Raw genomic sequence first — 14,935 nt, 5'->3', positions numbered from 1 at the left:
TTCTTGTGCAAGAGGTGGCGAATGGTCAGGCAGGCGGCCAGGCTCCTGAACAGGTCAGGGGTGGCGCCCTCGCGGACGTGACTGCGTTCCATGTTGGCCGGACAGATTAAACCACTGGTGACCGGGTCACGACCGGTGCGGAATCACTCAACATCATCAAATGTCGTAACCGCGTTCTACCTTGAATCATGGGCGGGCGAAGGTCGTACTCAGATGAGGAATTGCTGGAGGCTGTCTCAGTGTCGGCATCGTGGCGGGGCGTGCTCCGCGAGCTCGGCCTGACAGCGACTTCCGGCGCGGCGATTCGATCGGTGCGCCGACGTGCGGAGTCGCTCGGTGCAGACTTCGGTCACATCGTCACGGGCCGTCCACCGGTTGAAAAGGCTGTGCGTCCGACTTCAAAGCCAGTGGAAATCGGATGCACGGATGTTCGGAGGCTGGCGCGCGCGGGTTCGCTGTACGCTGCTGCGTGGTACACATTGTCGGGCTGCGAGGTTTCTTGGCCACTGGAGCCGAATCGATACGACTTGATCGTATTCTGCGGCGATGCGGATGCCCTTCGGGTGCAGGTGAAGACGACAACAGTTCGCGTGCGACGGACCTGGAAGGTCTACATTTCGACGGGAGGCGCGAGTCGTCGGGCATACTCTCCCGACGAGATCGACGAGTTCTTCGTGATAGATGGAGAACTGAACTGCTACAGGATTCCGGTTTCGGCAGTGGCCGGTCTTCTTGCAATTCATCTCAGCGCATACCGTGAGTATCGAGTGTCGAGCCCGTTCAGCGCGCGCTCTGGCTTCGTGCGCAGTGTGGGGGCGAGCGGGCCAGCGACCGACTGATACATGCTGGCACGTTCATAGGTTGTGGTGCAGCCCAGAAATATTGAGAGGCGAACCCGCCCCGCCGACTTGTACCGTCCCGGTATGCATCGCATCGACCCGGCATGCATCGCATCGCCCCGGCTTCGCTGTCCACTCGCATCGCAGGTATCGGCTCGTCGCCGGTGCGGGATCTGCTGGCGCTCACGGAACGGCCCGAGGTGATCTCATTCGCCGGCGGACTGCCGGCGGCGGACTTCTTCGACGTGGACGGCATGCGCGCGGCCTATGATGCCGTGCTGACTCAGGATGGGCGACGCGCCCTGCAGTACTCGACGACGGAGGGGGATCCGACGCTCCGCGGACTCATCGCCGAACGCCTGAACTCTGCGGGCCTGGCGACGGACGTCGACGACCTCCTCGTGACGACCGGATCGCAGCAGGCGCTCACGCTGCTCGCGACGACGCTCGTCGATCCCGGCGATGTGGTGCTCGTCGAAGATCCCGGGTATCTGGCTGCGCTGCAGTGCTTTTCGCTAGCAGGAGCGCGAGTGGTGCCGGTGCCGACAGACGATGACGGCATCATTCCGGAGGCTCTGGCCGACGTCGCGGCGCGCGAGCGGCCCAAGCTGCTGTACCTGGTGCCGACGTTCCAGAACCCCACCGGGCGCACACTGCCGATCGAACGACGCCGGGCGGTCGCAGAGTCGGCGGAGCGGCTGGGGTTCTGGATCGTCGAGGACGATCCGTATGGCGAACTCCGTTACGACGGCCGGCCGGTGCCGTGGATCGCGACGATTCCCGAGGCCGGCGACCGGACCGCGCTGCTCGGGTCGTTCTCGAAGGTCGTGGCACCGGGGCTGCGGATCGGCTATCTGCGAGCGCCGGCACAGCTGCGCCGGGCCTGCGTGATCGCGAAGCAGGCCGCCGACCTCCACACCTCGACCGTCGATCAGGCTGCGCTGGCGTGGTACCTCACGGAGCGGGACGTGGCCGCGCACATCGAGCGGGTTCGCGACGAGTACCGGAACCGTCGCGACGCGCTGCTGGCCGGGCTGCCCGGCGCGTTGCCCGCAGGAAGCACGTGGAACCGGCCGGCGGGCGGGATGTTCGTGTGGGTCCGTCTGGCAGACGGGCTGGACGCCTCGGCGGTGCTGCCTCAGGCGATCCGGCGGGACGTGGCCTTCGTTCCGGGCGGACCGTTCTATGCGGGCAGGCAGGATCGGTCGGCGCTGCGGATGTCATTCACCGCTCACCCTCCGGAGGAGATCCGGGAAGGCCTTCGCCGGCTCTCCGGTTCGTTCCCCGTCGACGCGCGCTGCTGACCGCAGGGCCCAGCCGGAGAAACGCTTATGCCGTTGATCGTGACCGAAATACGGTCACGATCAACGGCATAAGCGTTCGTCGAGGGTCAGGCGACGGTCACGGGCAGGACGGACTCGAAGGGCAGGCCGGACTTCGGGCGCGCCGAGCCCATCTGCTTCGTGTCGCACAGGAACGAGACGAGGTCGGCGAGGGTGTCGGCCGAGGACCGCGGCTCGTAGCCGAGCTCGGCCTTGGCCTTCTCGATATCGACGGTGGGCTGGGCGACCAGGGCGGCGATCGAGGCGCGCGAGACCAGGTCGGACCCGAAGAGGTGGCTGATCGGTTCGGCGATCGGGACGACGACCTTCAGGACGCTCAGCGGGACGGCGAACAGCGGGCGGAAGCGGCCGCAGAGTTCGGCGACGGTCCGCATCGCGTCGAAGAGACGGACCTGTTCGCCGCCGAGCAGATAGTTCTCGCCGGTGACGCCGCGCTCGGCCGCGAGGGTGAGGCCTTTCGCGACGTCGCGGACGTCGACGAGGTCGAAATTGCCCTCGACGAACATCGGGACCTTGCCCTGGGCGGCGTCGCGGAGCATGCCGTTGATTCGCGACAGTCCGTGGTCGACGGGACCGTACACGCCGGTCGGATTGCAGATCACGGCGTCGAGTCCGTCGGCGATGACCTTGCGCAGTTCCTGCTCGCCGGCCCACTTGGAGCGGTCGTACACCGGGAGTGCGGGATCCTCCGACCGCGGCGAGGTCTCGTCGACGACGCCGTTATCGGTGTACTGATCGAAGGAGTGGATCGAGCTGCAGTGGACGAAGCGGCGAACGCCCGCGGCCAGCGCGGCCCGGGCCGTCGACGCGACGCCTTCGGTGTTGACCCGCCAGGCGAGTTCGTCCTGCTGCTTGAGCGTGATCATCGCGACCAGATGGTAGACGGTGTCGACGCCGTCGAAGGCCGCGGCGAGGGCGTCCTGGTCGAAGATGTCGGCGGAAGTCCAGGTCACCTGGGGGTGGTCGAGGCAGTGGGCGGGGGAGACGCGGTCGATCGCGACGACGTCATGGCCGTCGGCCACGAGCTGATTGACCAGGTTGGTTCCGACGAATCCTGCTGCTCCGGTGACCGCGACCTTCATATGCATCCTCATTCTCGACGTGACATCGACTCGGGGAGAGTCCTCAGCTTCTAGAACACGTTCTAATTTGGTCGAGGCTAACCAAAGTGCTGACGATCACGCAAGGCTCGCGTGAATTCGTGCCGGACGCCGGCGGTGGTCGGACCCACCGGCCGGGGCGCTCATCAGTTGAAACGTCAAGAGTCGACAAGGATTCGGCGAACAGGCACGATGTGCGGCATGAATTTCTCTGACATGACGGCCTCGGCGGGCGCGCGGATTCTGGAGACCGGTCACCGACTCCTGCTCACGGTGACCGGCGGTCGCTTCCCGAAGAGGCTGCTCGGTATGCAGACGCTGGAATTGCACACCGTCGGTCGCAAGTCGGGGCAGCGTCGGTCGACGATGCTGACGGCGCCGATCTTCTCGGCCGACCGCATCGTGGTGGTCGCGTCGAAGGGCGGCCACTCCGAGGATCCGGACTGGTTCAAGAACCTGGCGGCGAATCCGGAGGTCGAGGTGACGGTCGGGGACGTCACGACCGCGTGGGCGGCGCGTCGGGCGAGTGCGGCGGAGAAGGCCGAACTGTGGCCGGAGCTGGTGAAGGCGAACCCGGGCTACGACGGATACCAGCAGCGGACCGATCGCGACATTCCGGTGGTGATTCTGACGCCGCGATAGAGGGCGCAGGCGACGAGCGTCAGTGGTCCCGCCGGAAGGTCACGTGGGTCACCTGGCTCGGTGCCGACTCCACCGTCACCCGATAGTCGTTCTCGAGACCGCGGAGGTCGTCCCAGAGCCGGATGCCGCGTCCGAGCAGGATGGGAGCGATCGCCACATGGAGGCGGTCGACGAGGCCGGCGAGCAGGAAGTCGCGGACTACGGTGATGCCGCCGCCCACCCGGACGTCCCTGCCGCCGGCGGCCGCGTGTGCGCGTTCGAGCGCCGCGGCGGGCGGCTCCGACACGAAGTGGAACGTGGTTCCGCCCGCCATCTCGATCGAGTCGCGGGGCGTGTGCGTCAACACGAACACCGGACAGTGGAAGGGCGGCTCGTCGCCCCACCAGCCGCGCCAATCGGGGTCGTCGGGGAAGTCGTGGAGCCCGAACATGCCGGCACCCATCACCTCCGCCCCGACGTCCTCGAAGTAGGCGGCGGCGTAACGGTCGTCGACGCCGGTGGTGCCCTCGCCGCTGGTGTCGCCGAGGACCCGCGCGCGGAAGGTGCGGGTCGAGGCGTAGGCGTCGACGAGCCGTTGCCAGTCCGCGCCCATCGGGTTCTCGGGAGTCTGATCGGTGGTCGTCGCGAAACCGTCCAGCGAGATGTTGAGGTCCACTCGGACGGAGCCGCGCTCGGGGGAGCTGGTCATGGGCGATCTCCATTCGGTGTGCGGAAGGCACATCGATTGTCCCGTACCAGAGCGCGCGACGGCGGAGGTTTCGGCGGCGTCGTGCCGCCGCCGGGTTCGGCGACCACAGGCGAGCGATAGAGTCCTCGCTCATGGATCCCCGTCTGCGTTCGGCTCTGCTGTGGGTGCCGTATGTCGTCGTCGCGGTCGTCCATGTGATCGCGCTGGTCGTCGACCGCGGGTCGGCCGGCCCGACGAAATTGTTGTTGATGCCGCTACTCACGCTCCCGGTGATCGGGGCTTGCGCTGTCGTGGATCGACGCGTGACGACGTTGCTGTTCGCAGCGCTGGCCTCGTCATGGGTAGGCGACAGCGCGGGAGAACTCGTCTCCGGCGGCGGCGAGCTGCCGCTGATGCTTGCGTTCTTCGCGGCCGCGCACATCGCCTACATCGTGCTGTTCACCCGACGGATCGCCGTGCGGAGCCTGCCGCGGTGGACGGTGGTCTACGGCATCTGGTGGATCGCGATGGTCGCGGCCGTCGGCCCTCACGCCGGTGCACTCGTCGTGGCGGTGGCGGCTTACGGTCTGGTGCTCGCGGGCACGGCGGCGACGGCGGGACGATGCGCACCGCTGGTCGCGGTCGGCGGAGCCTGCTTTCTGACCAGTGACTCGCTGCTCGCCTTTCGGCTGTTCCTTCCGGATGCCGCACCGGGTTGGTTCGGCCCGGCGGTCATGGCCACCTACACGGTCGGGCAGGGGCTCATCGTGGCCGGCACGCTCCGTGCGGCCGGATCCGCACCGATTCGCGAACGGACCGACGACTCTCAGCGCGCGGCAAGCTGACCGGGCGTAGCGTCGCAGGAATGTCTGATGGGACGCTGAGCGTCGCGCGGCCGCTCCGGGCGGCGATGGTCGTCGGCGCACTGGGCGTGGTGTTCGGAGACCTGGGCACGAGCCCGATCTACACGGTGCAGACCGTCTTCGACCCGAAGGATCCGCATCCGATCGCGCCGACCGTCAACAACGTGTACGGCGTGATCTCACTCATCTTCTGGTCGATCATGATCATCGTGACCGTCACCTACGTGCTGCTCGCCATGCGTGCGGACAACGACGGCGAGGGTGGGATCCTGGCGTTGATGACCCTGCTCAAACGGTGGGCGACACAGATCCGGCCTCGAACGTTCATCACCTTGTCGGCCCTGGGGATCCTCGGTGCCGCACTGTTCCTCGGCGACAGCATCATCACCCCGGCGATCTCGGTCCTGTCGGCGGTCGAGGGGTTGAAGGTGATCAATCCGGAACTCCACTCGTGGGTGGTTCCGTTGACCGCGCTGATCGTGTTCGTGCTCTTCCTCGCACAGCGCTTCGGCAGCGGGCACGTCGGCCGGTTGTTCGGACCGGTGATGGTCGTGTGGTTCGCGGTGATCAGCGTGCTCGGGATCCGCGGAGTCCTGGTCGAACCCGGGATCCTCCGCGCGTTGTCTCCGACCTACGCGATCGGCTTCGTCACCGGGCACTTCCACATCGCATTCTTCGCGCTCGCCGCGGTGGTGCTGGCGGTGACCGGCGCCGAAGCTCTCTACGCCGACATGGGTCACTTCGGGCGCAGGCCCATCTCCACCGCCTGGATTCTGATCGTCGCGCCCGCCCTCACGCTCTGCTACCTCGGGCAGGGCGCGTTGGTGCTGCACGACACCCGGAATCTCAGCGCGCCGTTCTTCCTGCTCAGTCCGAGCTGGGGCCAGATCCCGCTGGTGATCCTGACGACGATGGCCACGGTGATCGCTGCGCAGGCGGTGATCTCCGGCGCGTTCTCAGTCGCGGCGCAGGCGGCGCAACTCGGCTACATGCCGAGGCTGCGACTCGTACACACCTCCGACCGCGAGTACGGGCAGGTGTATGTACCGTGGCTGAACTGGTTTCTGATGGTGTCGGTGATCACGCTGGTATTCGCGTTCCGCAGCTCCGCCGCGCTCGCGTACGCCTACGGCATGGCGGTGACCGGGACCATCGCGATCACGACGATCCTGTTCTTCGTCGTCGCCCGGCATCGCTGGCATATCCCGTCGTGGGCGATGGTCCCGGCAGCGGCATTCCTGTTGACCGTCGATCTACTGTTCTTCGCGGCCAACATCACGAAGTTCGTGCACGGAGCGTGGCTGCCGCTGGTCATCGCGCTCGCCGCGTTCACCATCATGACCACATGGCGTCGTGGACGCCTGCTCGTCGCGGCGCGGCGCAGTCTGCGCGAGGGGCCGGTCGACGAGTTCCTCGAGTCTCTTCGCGACGGCCGGCGGCCGACCGAACTGGTCGAAGGCACCGGTGTCTTTCTCAACCGCGACCCGAAGAGTGCGCCGCTCGCATTCCGGGCGAACGTCGACCACAACCACGTCCGTCACGAGAACGTCCTGTTCGTCTCGGTGGAGACGGCAACGGTTCCGCGGATCGATCCCGCCGAGCGCGTGCGACGGATCGATCTGGGTGCCGACGACGAGGGCATCCGCGGGATGATCGTTCGCTTCGGGTACGCCGAGTCGCCGGACATCCCCGCGACCCTGGCTGCCCTCGAGGACACTCCGCCCGGGGTCGACCTCGCCAGGGCGACCTACTTCCTGTCGACGGTGGAACTCCGGATCAGTGACGAGCCCGGTCTGGCAGCGTGGCGCAAGCGGGTGTTCACGGCGAGCTCGCACGTCTCCTCCGACGCGAGCGATCACTTCAGCCTGCCGCGCGACCAGGTGATCGTGATGGGTGCGCAGATCCCGGTCTGAGCCCGGGATGCCTCAGCTGAGGGCGATGACCCCTCCGGTCGGCGTCGTGGTCGGCTTGTCGCCGCCGCCGATGTCGCGGGCGATCCACACGGTGGGGGTGAGTTGGCGGTACTCGTGCAGGCTGATCCGGTATCCGTTGAAGTCGGCGGCGAAGTCGGCCGCGTACACCGGTCGGCCGTCGACTCGCGATACACCGCGCGTCACCGCGGCGCCCGCGTCGAGTCCCCAAGCGTAGTTCTTGTAAACCCACGGCTGTCCGCCGCGTCGGGTGAACGTCAATGCGTCGCCGAGCACACTCTGTGCACGGGTCAACGCCTTCGCGCTGTCGTAGGGCAGCGCGTCACCGCTGATCTGAAAGACCGGTAGCAGTGACAGCGTCTTCGTACCCGTCGGCATCAAGCCGAGCGGTGCGTCGGCGAAGAGCCCGAGGATCTCGCCGGTGCTGCAGTCGCTCATCAGCGATGCCACGGTGCGGGTCGCATCGGTCTGGTCGATCACACAGCGTTTGGCCGGGGCCGCGCCGGCCGGTGCGGGGGACGCCGCGATGGTCACGCCGACGGCGGCAGCGGTGGCGATCAGAGTGATTCCGGTCCTGGTGATTCGTCGCACGAGGCCCATCAAACAGCACCCAAAACGGGCAAGCAATCCGTGATCGCGGGCATTGTCGGCAAGATGATTACTTTGGTCCCTAGTTGAAAGCCGCTCCGATGCGCTTACCTGGGAATTGAGTCAGTTTTCTCAGGTGTGACCGCGGTGACCGGCATCACGCGCATGGAGTAGAGGTGGGTTCTCGTGGCGCTGCGAGTGCAGACGGGGAAGGCGGTGTCGCCGGCGAATCGTCATTCGACGATTCGCGGTGATCTCGCCGTGCTTCTCCTCGCGATTCTCGCCGTCGCGGGGGTCCTCGTGCACAACCGGGTCGACACGCCGGACGAGCCCCTGTTGAGTCCGATGAACGTGGCACTGACGGCCGTCTATCTGGTCCTGGCGATCCTCGGATTCATGCGAATCACGAGACCCGCGGCGAGCTGGATGCTGATGATCTGGGCGTGGATCATGGTCGTCGCGTCGTTGATCAGTCTGATGCCCCAGGCCACGTGGGCGGGGTCGCCTACCAACGTCGACGTCCACTACGGCTCGCACGTCCTGTTCGGCGCCTGCCAGATCCCGTTGATCATCATCCTGATCCGTCGTCTCAACGGCGACGTCTGTCGTTGGACCGCCCCCCGCTGATCTCGGTTCCACGTTTGCACCGTCAGAATCCTGCCCTTGCATCCTCGGTACTAAGCGTTACTATGTACTAGTACTAAGTGTTAGTGAGTACTGAGGAGGTGTGCATGGGAAAGCAGATGACCGAGATGCTCAAGGGCGTCCTGGAGGGTGTGGTTCTGGCGGTGCTCGCGTTGCGGCCCGCGCACGGTTACGACATCACCGCCTGGCTGCGCGACGAAGGCTTCTCCGACATCGCCGAGGGGACCGTGTACGCGCTGCTGGTCCGGATCGAGAAGCGGGGCCTGGTGGACGTCGAGAAGGTGCCGTCGGAGAAAGGGCCGCCGCGCAAGGTGTACACGCTCAACGCGGCAGGCCGCTCGCACCTGGACGACTTCTGGCGGACCTGGGAATTCCTGAACGGGCGCCTGGCCCGACTCCACGATCTCGACCGCAATCGAAAGGCGGATGCGTAGACATGTTCGTGACCAAGATGCTCGATGACAAACGGCGCTATCGCGAGTTCAAAGCGCATAAGAAGGCGCTCCCGCGCGACTACGAGATCGCCGTCGACGCCATCGAGCGATACATGATGTACTTCGGCTCCGGCACCGCCGACGCGGTACTGGACATGCTCGCCGACCTGATCGAGGTGTTCGAGCAGGGCGTCGCTGACGGGACGCCGATCCGGACCCTCGTCGGCGACGACCCCGTCGACTTCGCCGAGACGTTACTGCAGAACTACCCGGAGGCGCAGTGGATCGGCAAGGAGCGGAGGCGACTGGCCGACGCGATCGTCGAGGCCGAGGCGGTCGGGGACCCGGAGAACGGGGCTCCGTCATGAGCGCGGCCGTGCTCGCGCCGGCGATCAGCGTGCGCGACTTGACCAAGACCTATCGCGACACGCCGGTGCTGCGAGGGGTGGGCTTCGACGTGGCGAAGGGCAGCGTGTACGCGCTCCTCGGTTCGAACGGCGCAGGCAAGACCACGACGGTGCGGATCCTCAGCACGCTGATGCGTGCCGATGCGGGGACGGTGTCGGTCGACGGACACGACGTCGACGACTCGCCGGATGAGGTCCGGGAGTCGATCAGTCTCACCGGGCAGTTCGCCGCCGTCGACGAGATCCTGACCGGCCGGGAGAATCTGATCCTCATCGCCCGGCTCCGTCATCAGCGTGATGGGAAGACCATCGCCGCGGATCTGCTGGCGCGTTTCGGCCTGGCCGACGCGGCCGATCGTCGGGTCGGAACATACTCCGGCGGCATGCGGCGCAGGCTCGACATCGCGATGAGTCTCATCGGCGACCCGCCCGTCGTCTTCCTCGACGAACCGACGACCGGGCTCGACCCACAGGGACGCAACGAGGTCTGGGATACGGTTCGCGCTCTGGCGGCCGATGGAACCACCGTTCTGCTGACCACCCAGTACCTCGAGGAGGCCGAACAACTCGCCGACCGGATCGGGATCCTCCACGAGGGACGCATCATCGTCGAAGGGACCCTGTCGGAACTCAAGGCACTGCTCCCACCGGCGAAGGTGGAGTACCTCGAGAAGCAGCCGACGCTTGAAGAGGTCTTCCTCGCGATCGTCGGTGCCGGCTCGTCCGGGGAGGAGACGCGATGACCACACACGCCGTCGGTGACACCGTCGTCCTGTGCGGACGGTCGATGCGACACTTCACCCGCAGCCTCGACACGATCATCACGGTCTCGTTGACACCGATCGCCCTGATGCTGTTGTTCGTCTACGTCTTCGGCGGGGCGATCTCACCCGGCGGATCGTACGTCGACTACCTGCTCCCCGGAATCGTGCTCATCACCATCGCCACGGGGACGTCGTACACCGCGTTCCGGCTCTTCTCCGACCTGCAGAGCGGGCTCTTCGAGCGGTTCCAGTCGATGCCGATCGCCCCGTCGAGCGTGCTGTGGGCCCAAGTGCTGACTTCGCTGCTGTCGTCGTTCGTCTCGGTGGCGATCGTCGTGCTGGTCGGCGTGGCGATGGGATTCCGGACCGAGGCGAACCTGTGGCAATGGCTCGCCGTGCTCGGCCTGCTGCTCGCGTTCGCGCTGCCGCTGACCTGGCTCGCGGTGATCGCCGGACTCTCGGCGAAGACGATCGACGGTGCCAGTGCGTTCTCGTACCCGCTGATCTTCCTGCCGTTCATCAGCTCGGCGTTCGTGCCGACGGCAGGTATGCCTGCGGGAGTCCGGGCCTTCGCGGAGCACCAGCCGGTCACGTCGATCGTCGATTCGATCCGATCGTTGTGGGCAGGCGAGACGCCCGGTTCGAGCGTGTGGATCGCCCTCGCGTGGTGCGCGGCCCTGCTCGTTGTGACGTACTCCGTCGCGATGGTCCTGTATCGACGCCGCATCCGGTGAGCGCTCTGGTCGTCACCGCCGTCGGGAGGTGGCGACCACGCCGGCGCTCGCCGCGACGACGAGCGCGATCGCACCGAGTTGCCGCGCGTCGAGCGATTGACCCAGCACCACGAACCCGGCGAAGGCCGCGACCGCGGGCCCCAGACTCGACAAGACCCCGAAGACCCGGGTCGAGATCCGTTTGAGCGCAGTGAACTCGAGAGCGTACGGAATCACCGACGTCAGCACGGCGACACCGGCGAAGGCCGCGAGCAGGGCCGGGTCGCCGCTGACGGCGGGCGCCGCCTGAAACAGGCCGACCGGCACGATCACGACCGCCGCGACGACCATCGCCGCCGACAGTCCGTCCACACCGTGGACCCGGGCACCCAGCCGCGCCGACGCGAGGATGTACAGCGCCCAGCATGCCGCCGCGGTCGCGGCGAGCAGCGCACCCACGATGTCGATCGCGCCGCCGGCGTGTACCCCGAGGAGCGCGATGCCGGTCGCGGCGAGCAGGACCCACGCTCCGTCGACCGGCCTGCGGCTGCCTGCGGCGGCGACCGCGAGTGGCCCCATCAACTCGATGGTCACGGCGACGCCGAGCGGGATCCGGTCGATCGCGAGGTAGATGAACAAGTTCATCCCGCCGAGGCCGAGGCCGAGCAGGAGTGCGCCGAGCCAGGTCCGCCGCGACCATCCTGCGACGCGGGGACGGACGAGGAGGGCGAGGATCAGCGCGCCGCAGCCGAGCCGGAGCGCGGCCGCGCCGAACGGGCCGACACGGTCGAACAACGAACCGACGATCGCATTCCCGAACTGGACGCTGAAGATCGCAGTGATCACCAGCGCGGTCGCCGGAACGCGATCGAGCGGATTGGCGCGGGGCTCCACGGTGGGGACTCTATCCGGATCGGGTAGCGGCTAGGCTGGCGACCGTGGGACGGATTACCGCGCGATGGCCGGTGACGAGGCGCAGGCTCGGCAGCGAGCCGGATCGCCGACCCGATCTGCTGGCCGTCGAGGAGCCGTTGGAGATCCGATTGTCCGGCAAGCCGCTCACGGTCACCATGCGGACGCCCGGTCACGACGTCGAGCTCGCATCCGGATTCCTGGTCTCGGAGGGCGTCGTCACGCGGGCGGAACACGTGGTGGCGGCGATCCACTGCGGAGGTCCGGGGACCGGCGGCGAGCAGAACTCGTACAACGTCCTCGACGTGGCGTTGGGCGAAGGCGCGGCCGCCGTCGTGACGCAGGCCGAGCGGAACTACTACACGACGAGTGCGTGCGGGGTGTGCGGCAAGACCAGCATCGACGCGATCGAGACGTCGTCGTCGTTCGACGTCGCGGGCGACGACGTGGTGGTCGCCGCCGAACTCCTGGTCACGCTGCCTGATCGTCTCCGAACGGGGCAGCGGGTGTTCGACACCACCGGCGGCCTGCACGCGGCCGCGCTGTTCGACGCGGCGACCGGGGAGCTGCTGGTGCTCCGCGAGGACATCGGCAGGCACAACGCCGTCGACAAGGTGATCGGCTGGGCCGCGATGCACGACCGTCTGCCGCTGCGCGGGACGGTCCTGCAGGTGTCCGGTCGCGCCGGCTTCGAGATCGTTCAGAAGGCGGTGATGGCAGGCATCCCGACACTCGCCGCGGTCTCGGCGCCGTCGTCGCTCGCGGCCGAGCTCGCTGCGCGGTCCGGCCTCACCCTCATCGGCTTCCTGCGCGGTGAGTCGATGAACATCTACACGCGGGCCGATCGGGTGCGGTAGCGACGCTAGATGGGGTCGGTCAGGCGCCGCAGGAAGGTCGCGGTTCGTTCGTGGCGGGGTGCCCCGATGACCTGGTCGGGCGCTCCGTGCTCGACGATCACGCCGCCGTCCACGAACAGGACCTGATCGGACACCTGCCGGGCGAACGTGATCTCGTGCGTCACGACGACCATCGTCCAGCCCTGGTCGGCGAGATCCCGGATCACGCGCAGCACCTCGCCGACCAGCTCCGGATCGAGGGCGGAGGTGGGCTCGTCGAGCAGCAGCACCCGCGGGTTGAGCGCGACGGCACGGACGATGCCGACGCGCTGCTGTTGGCCCCCGGACAGCTGACCGGGATAGTCGTCGGCGCGGCCGAGGAGGCCGACGCTGTCGAGCAGCCGGCGGGCGTCGTCCGTGGCCTCGGCGACCGGGCGCTTCTGCACCACGACTGGACCCTCGATGATGTTCTGGAGCACGGTCTTGTGCGGAAACAGGTTGTGGTTCTGAAACACGAATCCGCTCTGGGCTCGGTACCGGGTGAGGTCGGCCTTCGAATAGACGCCGCCGAAGTCGATCGTCGCGTCGGCGACCGTCACCACGCCCGCATCGGGGACGTCGAGCGCGTTCAGGGATCGCAGCAGCGTGGTCTTGCCCGAGCCGGACGGTCCGATCACCGCGGTGGCCGAGCCGGCGTCGACCTGGAAGTCGATCCCGCGCAGGACATGATTGTCGCCGAACGACTTGGTCAGCCCGTCGACGCGGATCAGCTCGGTCATGTGACGATGAACCTTCCCAGTCGTGTTTCGAGTGCACCCTGCAGCAGTGACAATGCCAGACACACGATCCAGTAGTAGACCGCCGCCGTCATGTAGAGGGCGAAGAACTCGAAGGTCGGTGCGGCGGCGATCTGCGCCACGCGAAGGAGCTCGGTGACCAGGATCGTGGAGGCGAGCGAGGTGTCCTTCACCAAGGAGATCAGGGTGTTCGACAGCCCGGGGACGGCGATCCGCGCGGCCTGCGGGAGGATGATCCGGCGCATCGTGGTGGCATAGCTCATCCCGATGGTCTGCGCGGCCTCGCTCTGGCCCTTCGGCACCGACATGATCGCACTGCGGATGATCTCGGCGGCGTACCCGCCGACATTCAGGGAGAAGGCGATGGCGGCCGCGGGGAGCGGCGGGACCTTGAATCCGAGCTCGGGCAGCGCGTAGAAGATGATGAACAGCTGCACAAGCAGCGGAGTGCCACGGATGATCGAGATGTACGCGCGCGCGATCCAGGCCAGGACGCGGTTGTCGGCCATCCGGGCCAGCGCCACCAGCAACGCGATCACGAGCCCGATCGCGAAGCTCACGGCCGCGAGCGGAATCGTCGTGGTGATGGTGGCCTTGGCCATCGGCCACAGATTGCGTGCGACCAACTGCCAGGTGTTCTGTTGCTGCGGCTCACCGGGCGAACTGCCGCTGGCGTCGGCCTTGAGGTACTTCTGCGAGATCGCGGTGAGCGTCCCGTCGTTCCGCAGCTTCTCGAGGGCGTCGTTGATCTTCGGGATCAGCGGACTGCCCTTGTTCGCGGCGAACGCCTGCTCGCTGGTCTGTCCGGTCTTAGCTGCGATCTTGACCGATGTGTCGCCGGTCTCGGCGAGGTAGGCGTACACCGCGATGCTGTCGTTGACGGTGGCGTCGACCCGTCCTTGGCGGAGCAGCGTGATGGCCTGAGTGAAGCCCTCGACCGTCTGCACATCGGCACCCGCGTCCTTCGCGACCTGGGTCCAATTGCTCGTCGCGGTCTGGGCGACCGTCCGGCCCCCGAGGTCGTCGACGGAGCGGATGGAATCGTCGTCGGATCGCGTCACGACCACCCCCTCGCCGATCGCGTACGGGGTGGACAGCGCGTACTTGGCCTGGCGCTCGGGCGTGACGGTCACCTGGTTCGCGACGACGTCGAAACGGTCCGCACCGAGTGCGGCGAACAGGGAATCCCACGGCGCTTCGACGAACTCGGCTCGCATGCCCATCTGCTTCGCGACCGCGTTCGCCACGTCGACGTCGTAGCCGGACAGCTGCCCGGTGGCGGGATCATGGAAGCTGAACGGCGCGTACGTCCCCTCGGTGCCGACGCGCAGCACTCCGCCGCCGTTGTCGCCGAAGCGGTCGTCGGAACCGCCGCACGCCGATAGCAGCCCGGCGACGGCGAACAGCACGGCCAGCAGGGGCGCGAGCGCTCGCATCCGGGGACTCATAGTGCG

General features: G+C 67.2%; 17 protein-coding genes. 11 read left to right on the top strand and 6 right to left on the bottom strand.

Annotated features, from left to right (window positions below; translation table 11 throughout):
* Positions 1–260 precede the first annotated feature (260 nt).
* Both SCNU_RS20470 and SCNU_RS17255 read left to right on the top strand, forming a co-directional pair.
* On the top strand, positions 261–839 hold the full coding sequence (locus SCNU_RS20470; RefSeq protein ID WP_139026081.1) for a PDDEXK-like family protein: 579 nt from the start codon (positions 261–263) through the stop codon (positions 837–839).
* Positions 840–943: 104 nt separating this feature from the next.
* A complete protein-coding gene (locus tag SCNU_RS17255) occupies positions 944–2,143 on the top strand; it encodes an aminotransferase-like domain-containing protein (RefSeq protein ID WP_009680696.1) in 1,200 nt (399 codons plus the stop codon).
* 86 nt (positions 2,144–2,229) lie between these two features.
* On the opposite strand, the gene SCNU_RS17250 is transcribed toward SCNU_RS17255, so the two are convergent.
* Complete coding sequence (locus tag SCNU_RS17250) at positions 2,230–3,264, bottom strand: NAD-dependent epimerase/dehydratase family protein (RefSeq protein ID WP_009680695.1); 1,035 nt, start codon at positions 3,262–3,264, stop codon at positions 2,230–2,232.
* A 219-nt stretch (positions 3,265–3,483) separates the two neighbouring features.
* Here SCNU_RS17250 and SCNU_RS17245 point away from each other — a divergent pair, with 219 nt between their 5' ends.
* Positions 3,484–3,924, top strand: a complete 441-nt coding sequence (locus SCNU_RS17245) for a nitroreductase/quinone reductase family protein (protein WP_040518780.1) — start codon at positions 3,484–3,486, stop codon at positions 3,922–3,924.
* Between the two features lie 19 nt (positions 3,925–3,943).
* Here the strand turns inward: SCNU_RS17245 and SCNU_RS17240 are convergent, their stop codons facing one another.
* On the bottom strand, positions 3,944–4,612 hold the full coding sequence (locus SCNU_RS17240; protein ID WP_009680693.1) for a dihydrofolate reductase family protein: 669 nt from the start codon (positions 4,610–4,612) through the stop codon (positions 3,944–3,946).
* Between the two features lie 131 nt (positions 4,613–4,743).
* Here SCNU_RS17240 and SCNU_RS17235 point away from each other — a divergent pair, with 131 nt between their 5' ends.
* A complete protein-coding gene (locus tag SCNU_RS17235) occupies positions 4,744–5,436 on the top strand; it encodes a lysoplasmalogenase family protein (protein WP_009680692.1) in 693 nt (230 codons plus the stop codon).
* 20 nt (positions 5,437–5,456) lie between these two features.
* Entirely contained in the window at positions 5,457–7,367 is a 1,911-nt protein-coding gene (locus SCNU_RS17230) for a potassium transporter Kup (protein ID WP_050792858.1), read from the top strand.
* 12 nt (positions 7,368–7,379) lie between these two features.
* Here SCNU_RS17230 and SCNU_RS17225 read toward each other — a convergent pair whose 3' ends face one another.
* Entirely contained in the window at positions 7,380–7,985 is a 606-nt protein-coding gene (locus SCNU_RS17225; protein WP_420795030.1) for a hypothetical protein, read from the bottom strand.
* A 174-nt stretch (positions 7,986–8,159) separates the two neighbouring features.
* Here SCNU_RS17225 and SCNU_RS17220 point away from each other — a divergent pair, with 174 nt between their 5' ends.
* From SCNU_RS17220 to SCNU_RS17200, 5 genes are all read left to right on the top strand, one after another.
* Positions 8,160–8,600 carry a hypothetical protein gene (locus SCNU_RS17220; RefSeq protein ID WP_009680689.1) on the top strand — a complete coding sequence of 147 codons (441 nt, stop codon included), beginning with the start codon at positions 8,160–8,162 and terminating at the stop codon, positions 8,598–8,600.
* A gap of 104 nt (positions 8,601–8,704) precedes the next feature.
* Positions 8,705–9,052 (top strand): PadR family transcriptional regulator, encoded by a 348-nt coding sequence (locus tag SCNU_RS17215; protein WP_009680688.1) that lies wholly within the window; start codon positions 8,705–8,707, stop codon positions 9,050–9,052.
* A gap of 2 nt (positions 9,053–9,054) precedes the next feature.
* Complete coding sequence (locus SCNU_RS17210) at positions 9,055–9,420, top strand: DUF1048 domain-containing protein (RefSeq protein WP_009680687.1); 366 nt, start codon at positions 9,055–9,057, stop codon at positions 9,418–9,420.
* Positions 9,417–10,202 carry an ABC transporter ATP-binding protein gene (locus SCNU_RS17205; protein WP_009680686.1) on the top strand — a complete coding sequence of 262 codons (786 nt, stop codon included), beginning with the start codon at positions 9,417–9,419 and terminating at the stop codon, positions 10,200–10,202. The genes SCNU_RS17210 and SCNU_RS17205 overlap by 4 nt, the downstream gene beginning before the upstream one ends.
* Positions 10,199–10,957, top strand: coding sequence for an ABC transporter permease (locus SCNU_RS17200; RefSeq protein WP_009680685.1), 759 nt, complete (start codon positions 10,199–10,201; stop codon positions 10,955–10,957). Before SCNU_RS17205 ends, SCNU_RS17200 begins: the two co-directional genes overlap by 4 nt.
* Positions 10,958–10,969: 12 nt before the next feature.
* Here the strand turns inward: SCNU_RS17200 and SCNU_RS17195 are convergent, their stop codons facing one another.
* Positions 10,970–11,830 carry an EamA family transporter gene (locus tag SCNU_RS17195; RefSeq protein WP_009680684.1) on the bottom strand — a complete coding sequence of 287 codons (861 nt, stop codon included), beginning with the start codon at positions 11,828–11,830 and terminating at the stop codon, positions 10,970–10,972.
* A 44-nt stretch (positions 11,831–11,874) separates the two neighbouring features.
* On the opposite strand from SCNU_RS17195, the gene fdhD reads away from it, so the two are divergent.
* Complete coding sequence (gene fdhD, locus SCNU_RS17190; protein ID WP_040518756.1) at positions 11,875–12,705, top strand: formate dehydrogenase accessory sulfurtransferase FdhD; 831 nt, start codon at positions 11,875–11,877, stop codon at positions 12,703–12,705.
* A gap of 5 nt (positions 12,706–12,710) precedes the next feature.
* Here fdhD and SCNU_RS17185 read toward each other — a convergent pair whose 3' ends face one another.
* Positions 12,711–13,463 (bottom strand): amino acid ABC transporter ATP-binding protein, encoded by a 753-nt coding sequence (locus SCNU_RS17185; protein ID WP_009680682.1) that lies wholly within the window; start codon positions 13,461–13,463, stop codon positions 12,711–12,713.
* Positions 13,460–14,917, bottom strand: coding sequence for an ABC transporter permease subunit (locus SCNU_RS20255; RefSeq protein WP_009680681.1), 1,458 nt, complete (start codon positions 14,915–14,917; stop codon positions 13,460–13,462). Before SCNU_RS20255 ends, SCNU_RS17185 begins: the two co-directional genes overlap by 4 nt.
* Positions 14,918–14,935 lie beyond the last annotated feature (18 nt).

The organism is Gordonia neofelifaecis NRRL B-59395 (genome assembly GCF_000192435.1).
In the GTDB taxonomy this organism is placed as follows: Bacteria; Actinomycetota; Actinomycetes; order Mycobacteriales; family Mycobacteriaceae; genus Gordonia; species Gordonia neofelifaecis.
The sequence above is the reverse complement of the archived record's forward strand: the minus strand, read 5'-3'. Positions and strand labels throughout refer to the sequence as shown.

Excerpts from the sequence above, each read along its gene's own strand:
- SCNU_RS17205 (WP_009680686.1), top strand. The coding sequence starts at position 9,417 with ATGAGCGCGGCCGTGCTCGCGCCGGCGATCAGCGTGCGCGACTTGACC.
- SCNU_RS17210 (WP_009680687.1), top strand. The coding sequence starts at position 9,055 with ATGTTCGTGACCAAGATGCTCGATGACAAACGGCGCTATCGCGAGTTC.
- SCNU_RS17230 (WP_050792858.1), top strand. The coding sequence starts at position 5,457 with ATGTCTGATGGGACGCTGAGCGTCGCGCGGCCGCTCCGGGCGGCGATG.
- SCNU_RS17240 (WP_009680693.1), bottom strand. The coding sequence starts at position 4,612 with ATGACCAGCTCCCCCGAGCGCGGCTCCGTCCGAGTGGACCTCAACATC.
- SCNU_RS17185 (WP_009680682.1), bottom strand. The coding sequence starts at position 13,463 with ATGACCGAGCTGATCCGCGTCGACGGGCTGACCAAGTCGTTCGGCGAC.
- SCNU_RS17255 (WP_009680696.1), top strand. The coding sequence starts at position 944 with ATGCATCGCATCGCCCCGGCTTCGCTGTCCACTCGCATCGCAGGTATC.
- SCNU_RS20255 (WP_009680681.1), bottom strand. The coding sequence starts at position 14,917 with ATGCGAGCGCTCGCGCCCCTGCTGGCCGTGCTGTTCGCCGTCGCCGGG.
- SCNU_RS17215 (WP_009680688.1), top strand. The coding sequence starts at position 8,705 with ATGGGAAAGCAGATGACCGAGATGCTCAAGGGCGTCCTGGAGGGTGTG.
- SCNU_RS17250 (WP_009680695.1), bottom strand. The coding sequence starts at position 3,264 with ATGAAGGTCGCGGTCACCGGAGCAGCAGGATTCGTCGGAACCAACCTG.
- SCNU_RS17200 (WP_009680685.1), top strand. The coding sequence starts at position 10,199 with ATGACCACACACGCCGTCGGTGACACCGTCGTCCTGTGCGGACGGTCG.
- SCNU_RS17225 (WP_420795030.1), bottom strand. The coding sequence starts at position 7,985 with ATGGGCCTCGTGCGACGAATCACCAGGACCGGAATCACTCTGATCGCC.
- SCNU_RS17235 (WP_009680692.1), top strand. The coding sequence starts at position 4,744 with ATGGATCCCCGTCTGCGTTCGGCTCTGCTGTGGGTGCCGTATGTCGTC.
- SCNU_RS17245 (WP_040518780.1), top strand. The coding sequence starts at position 3,484 with ATGAATTTCTCTGACATGACGGCCTCGGCGGGCGCGCGGATTCTGGAG.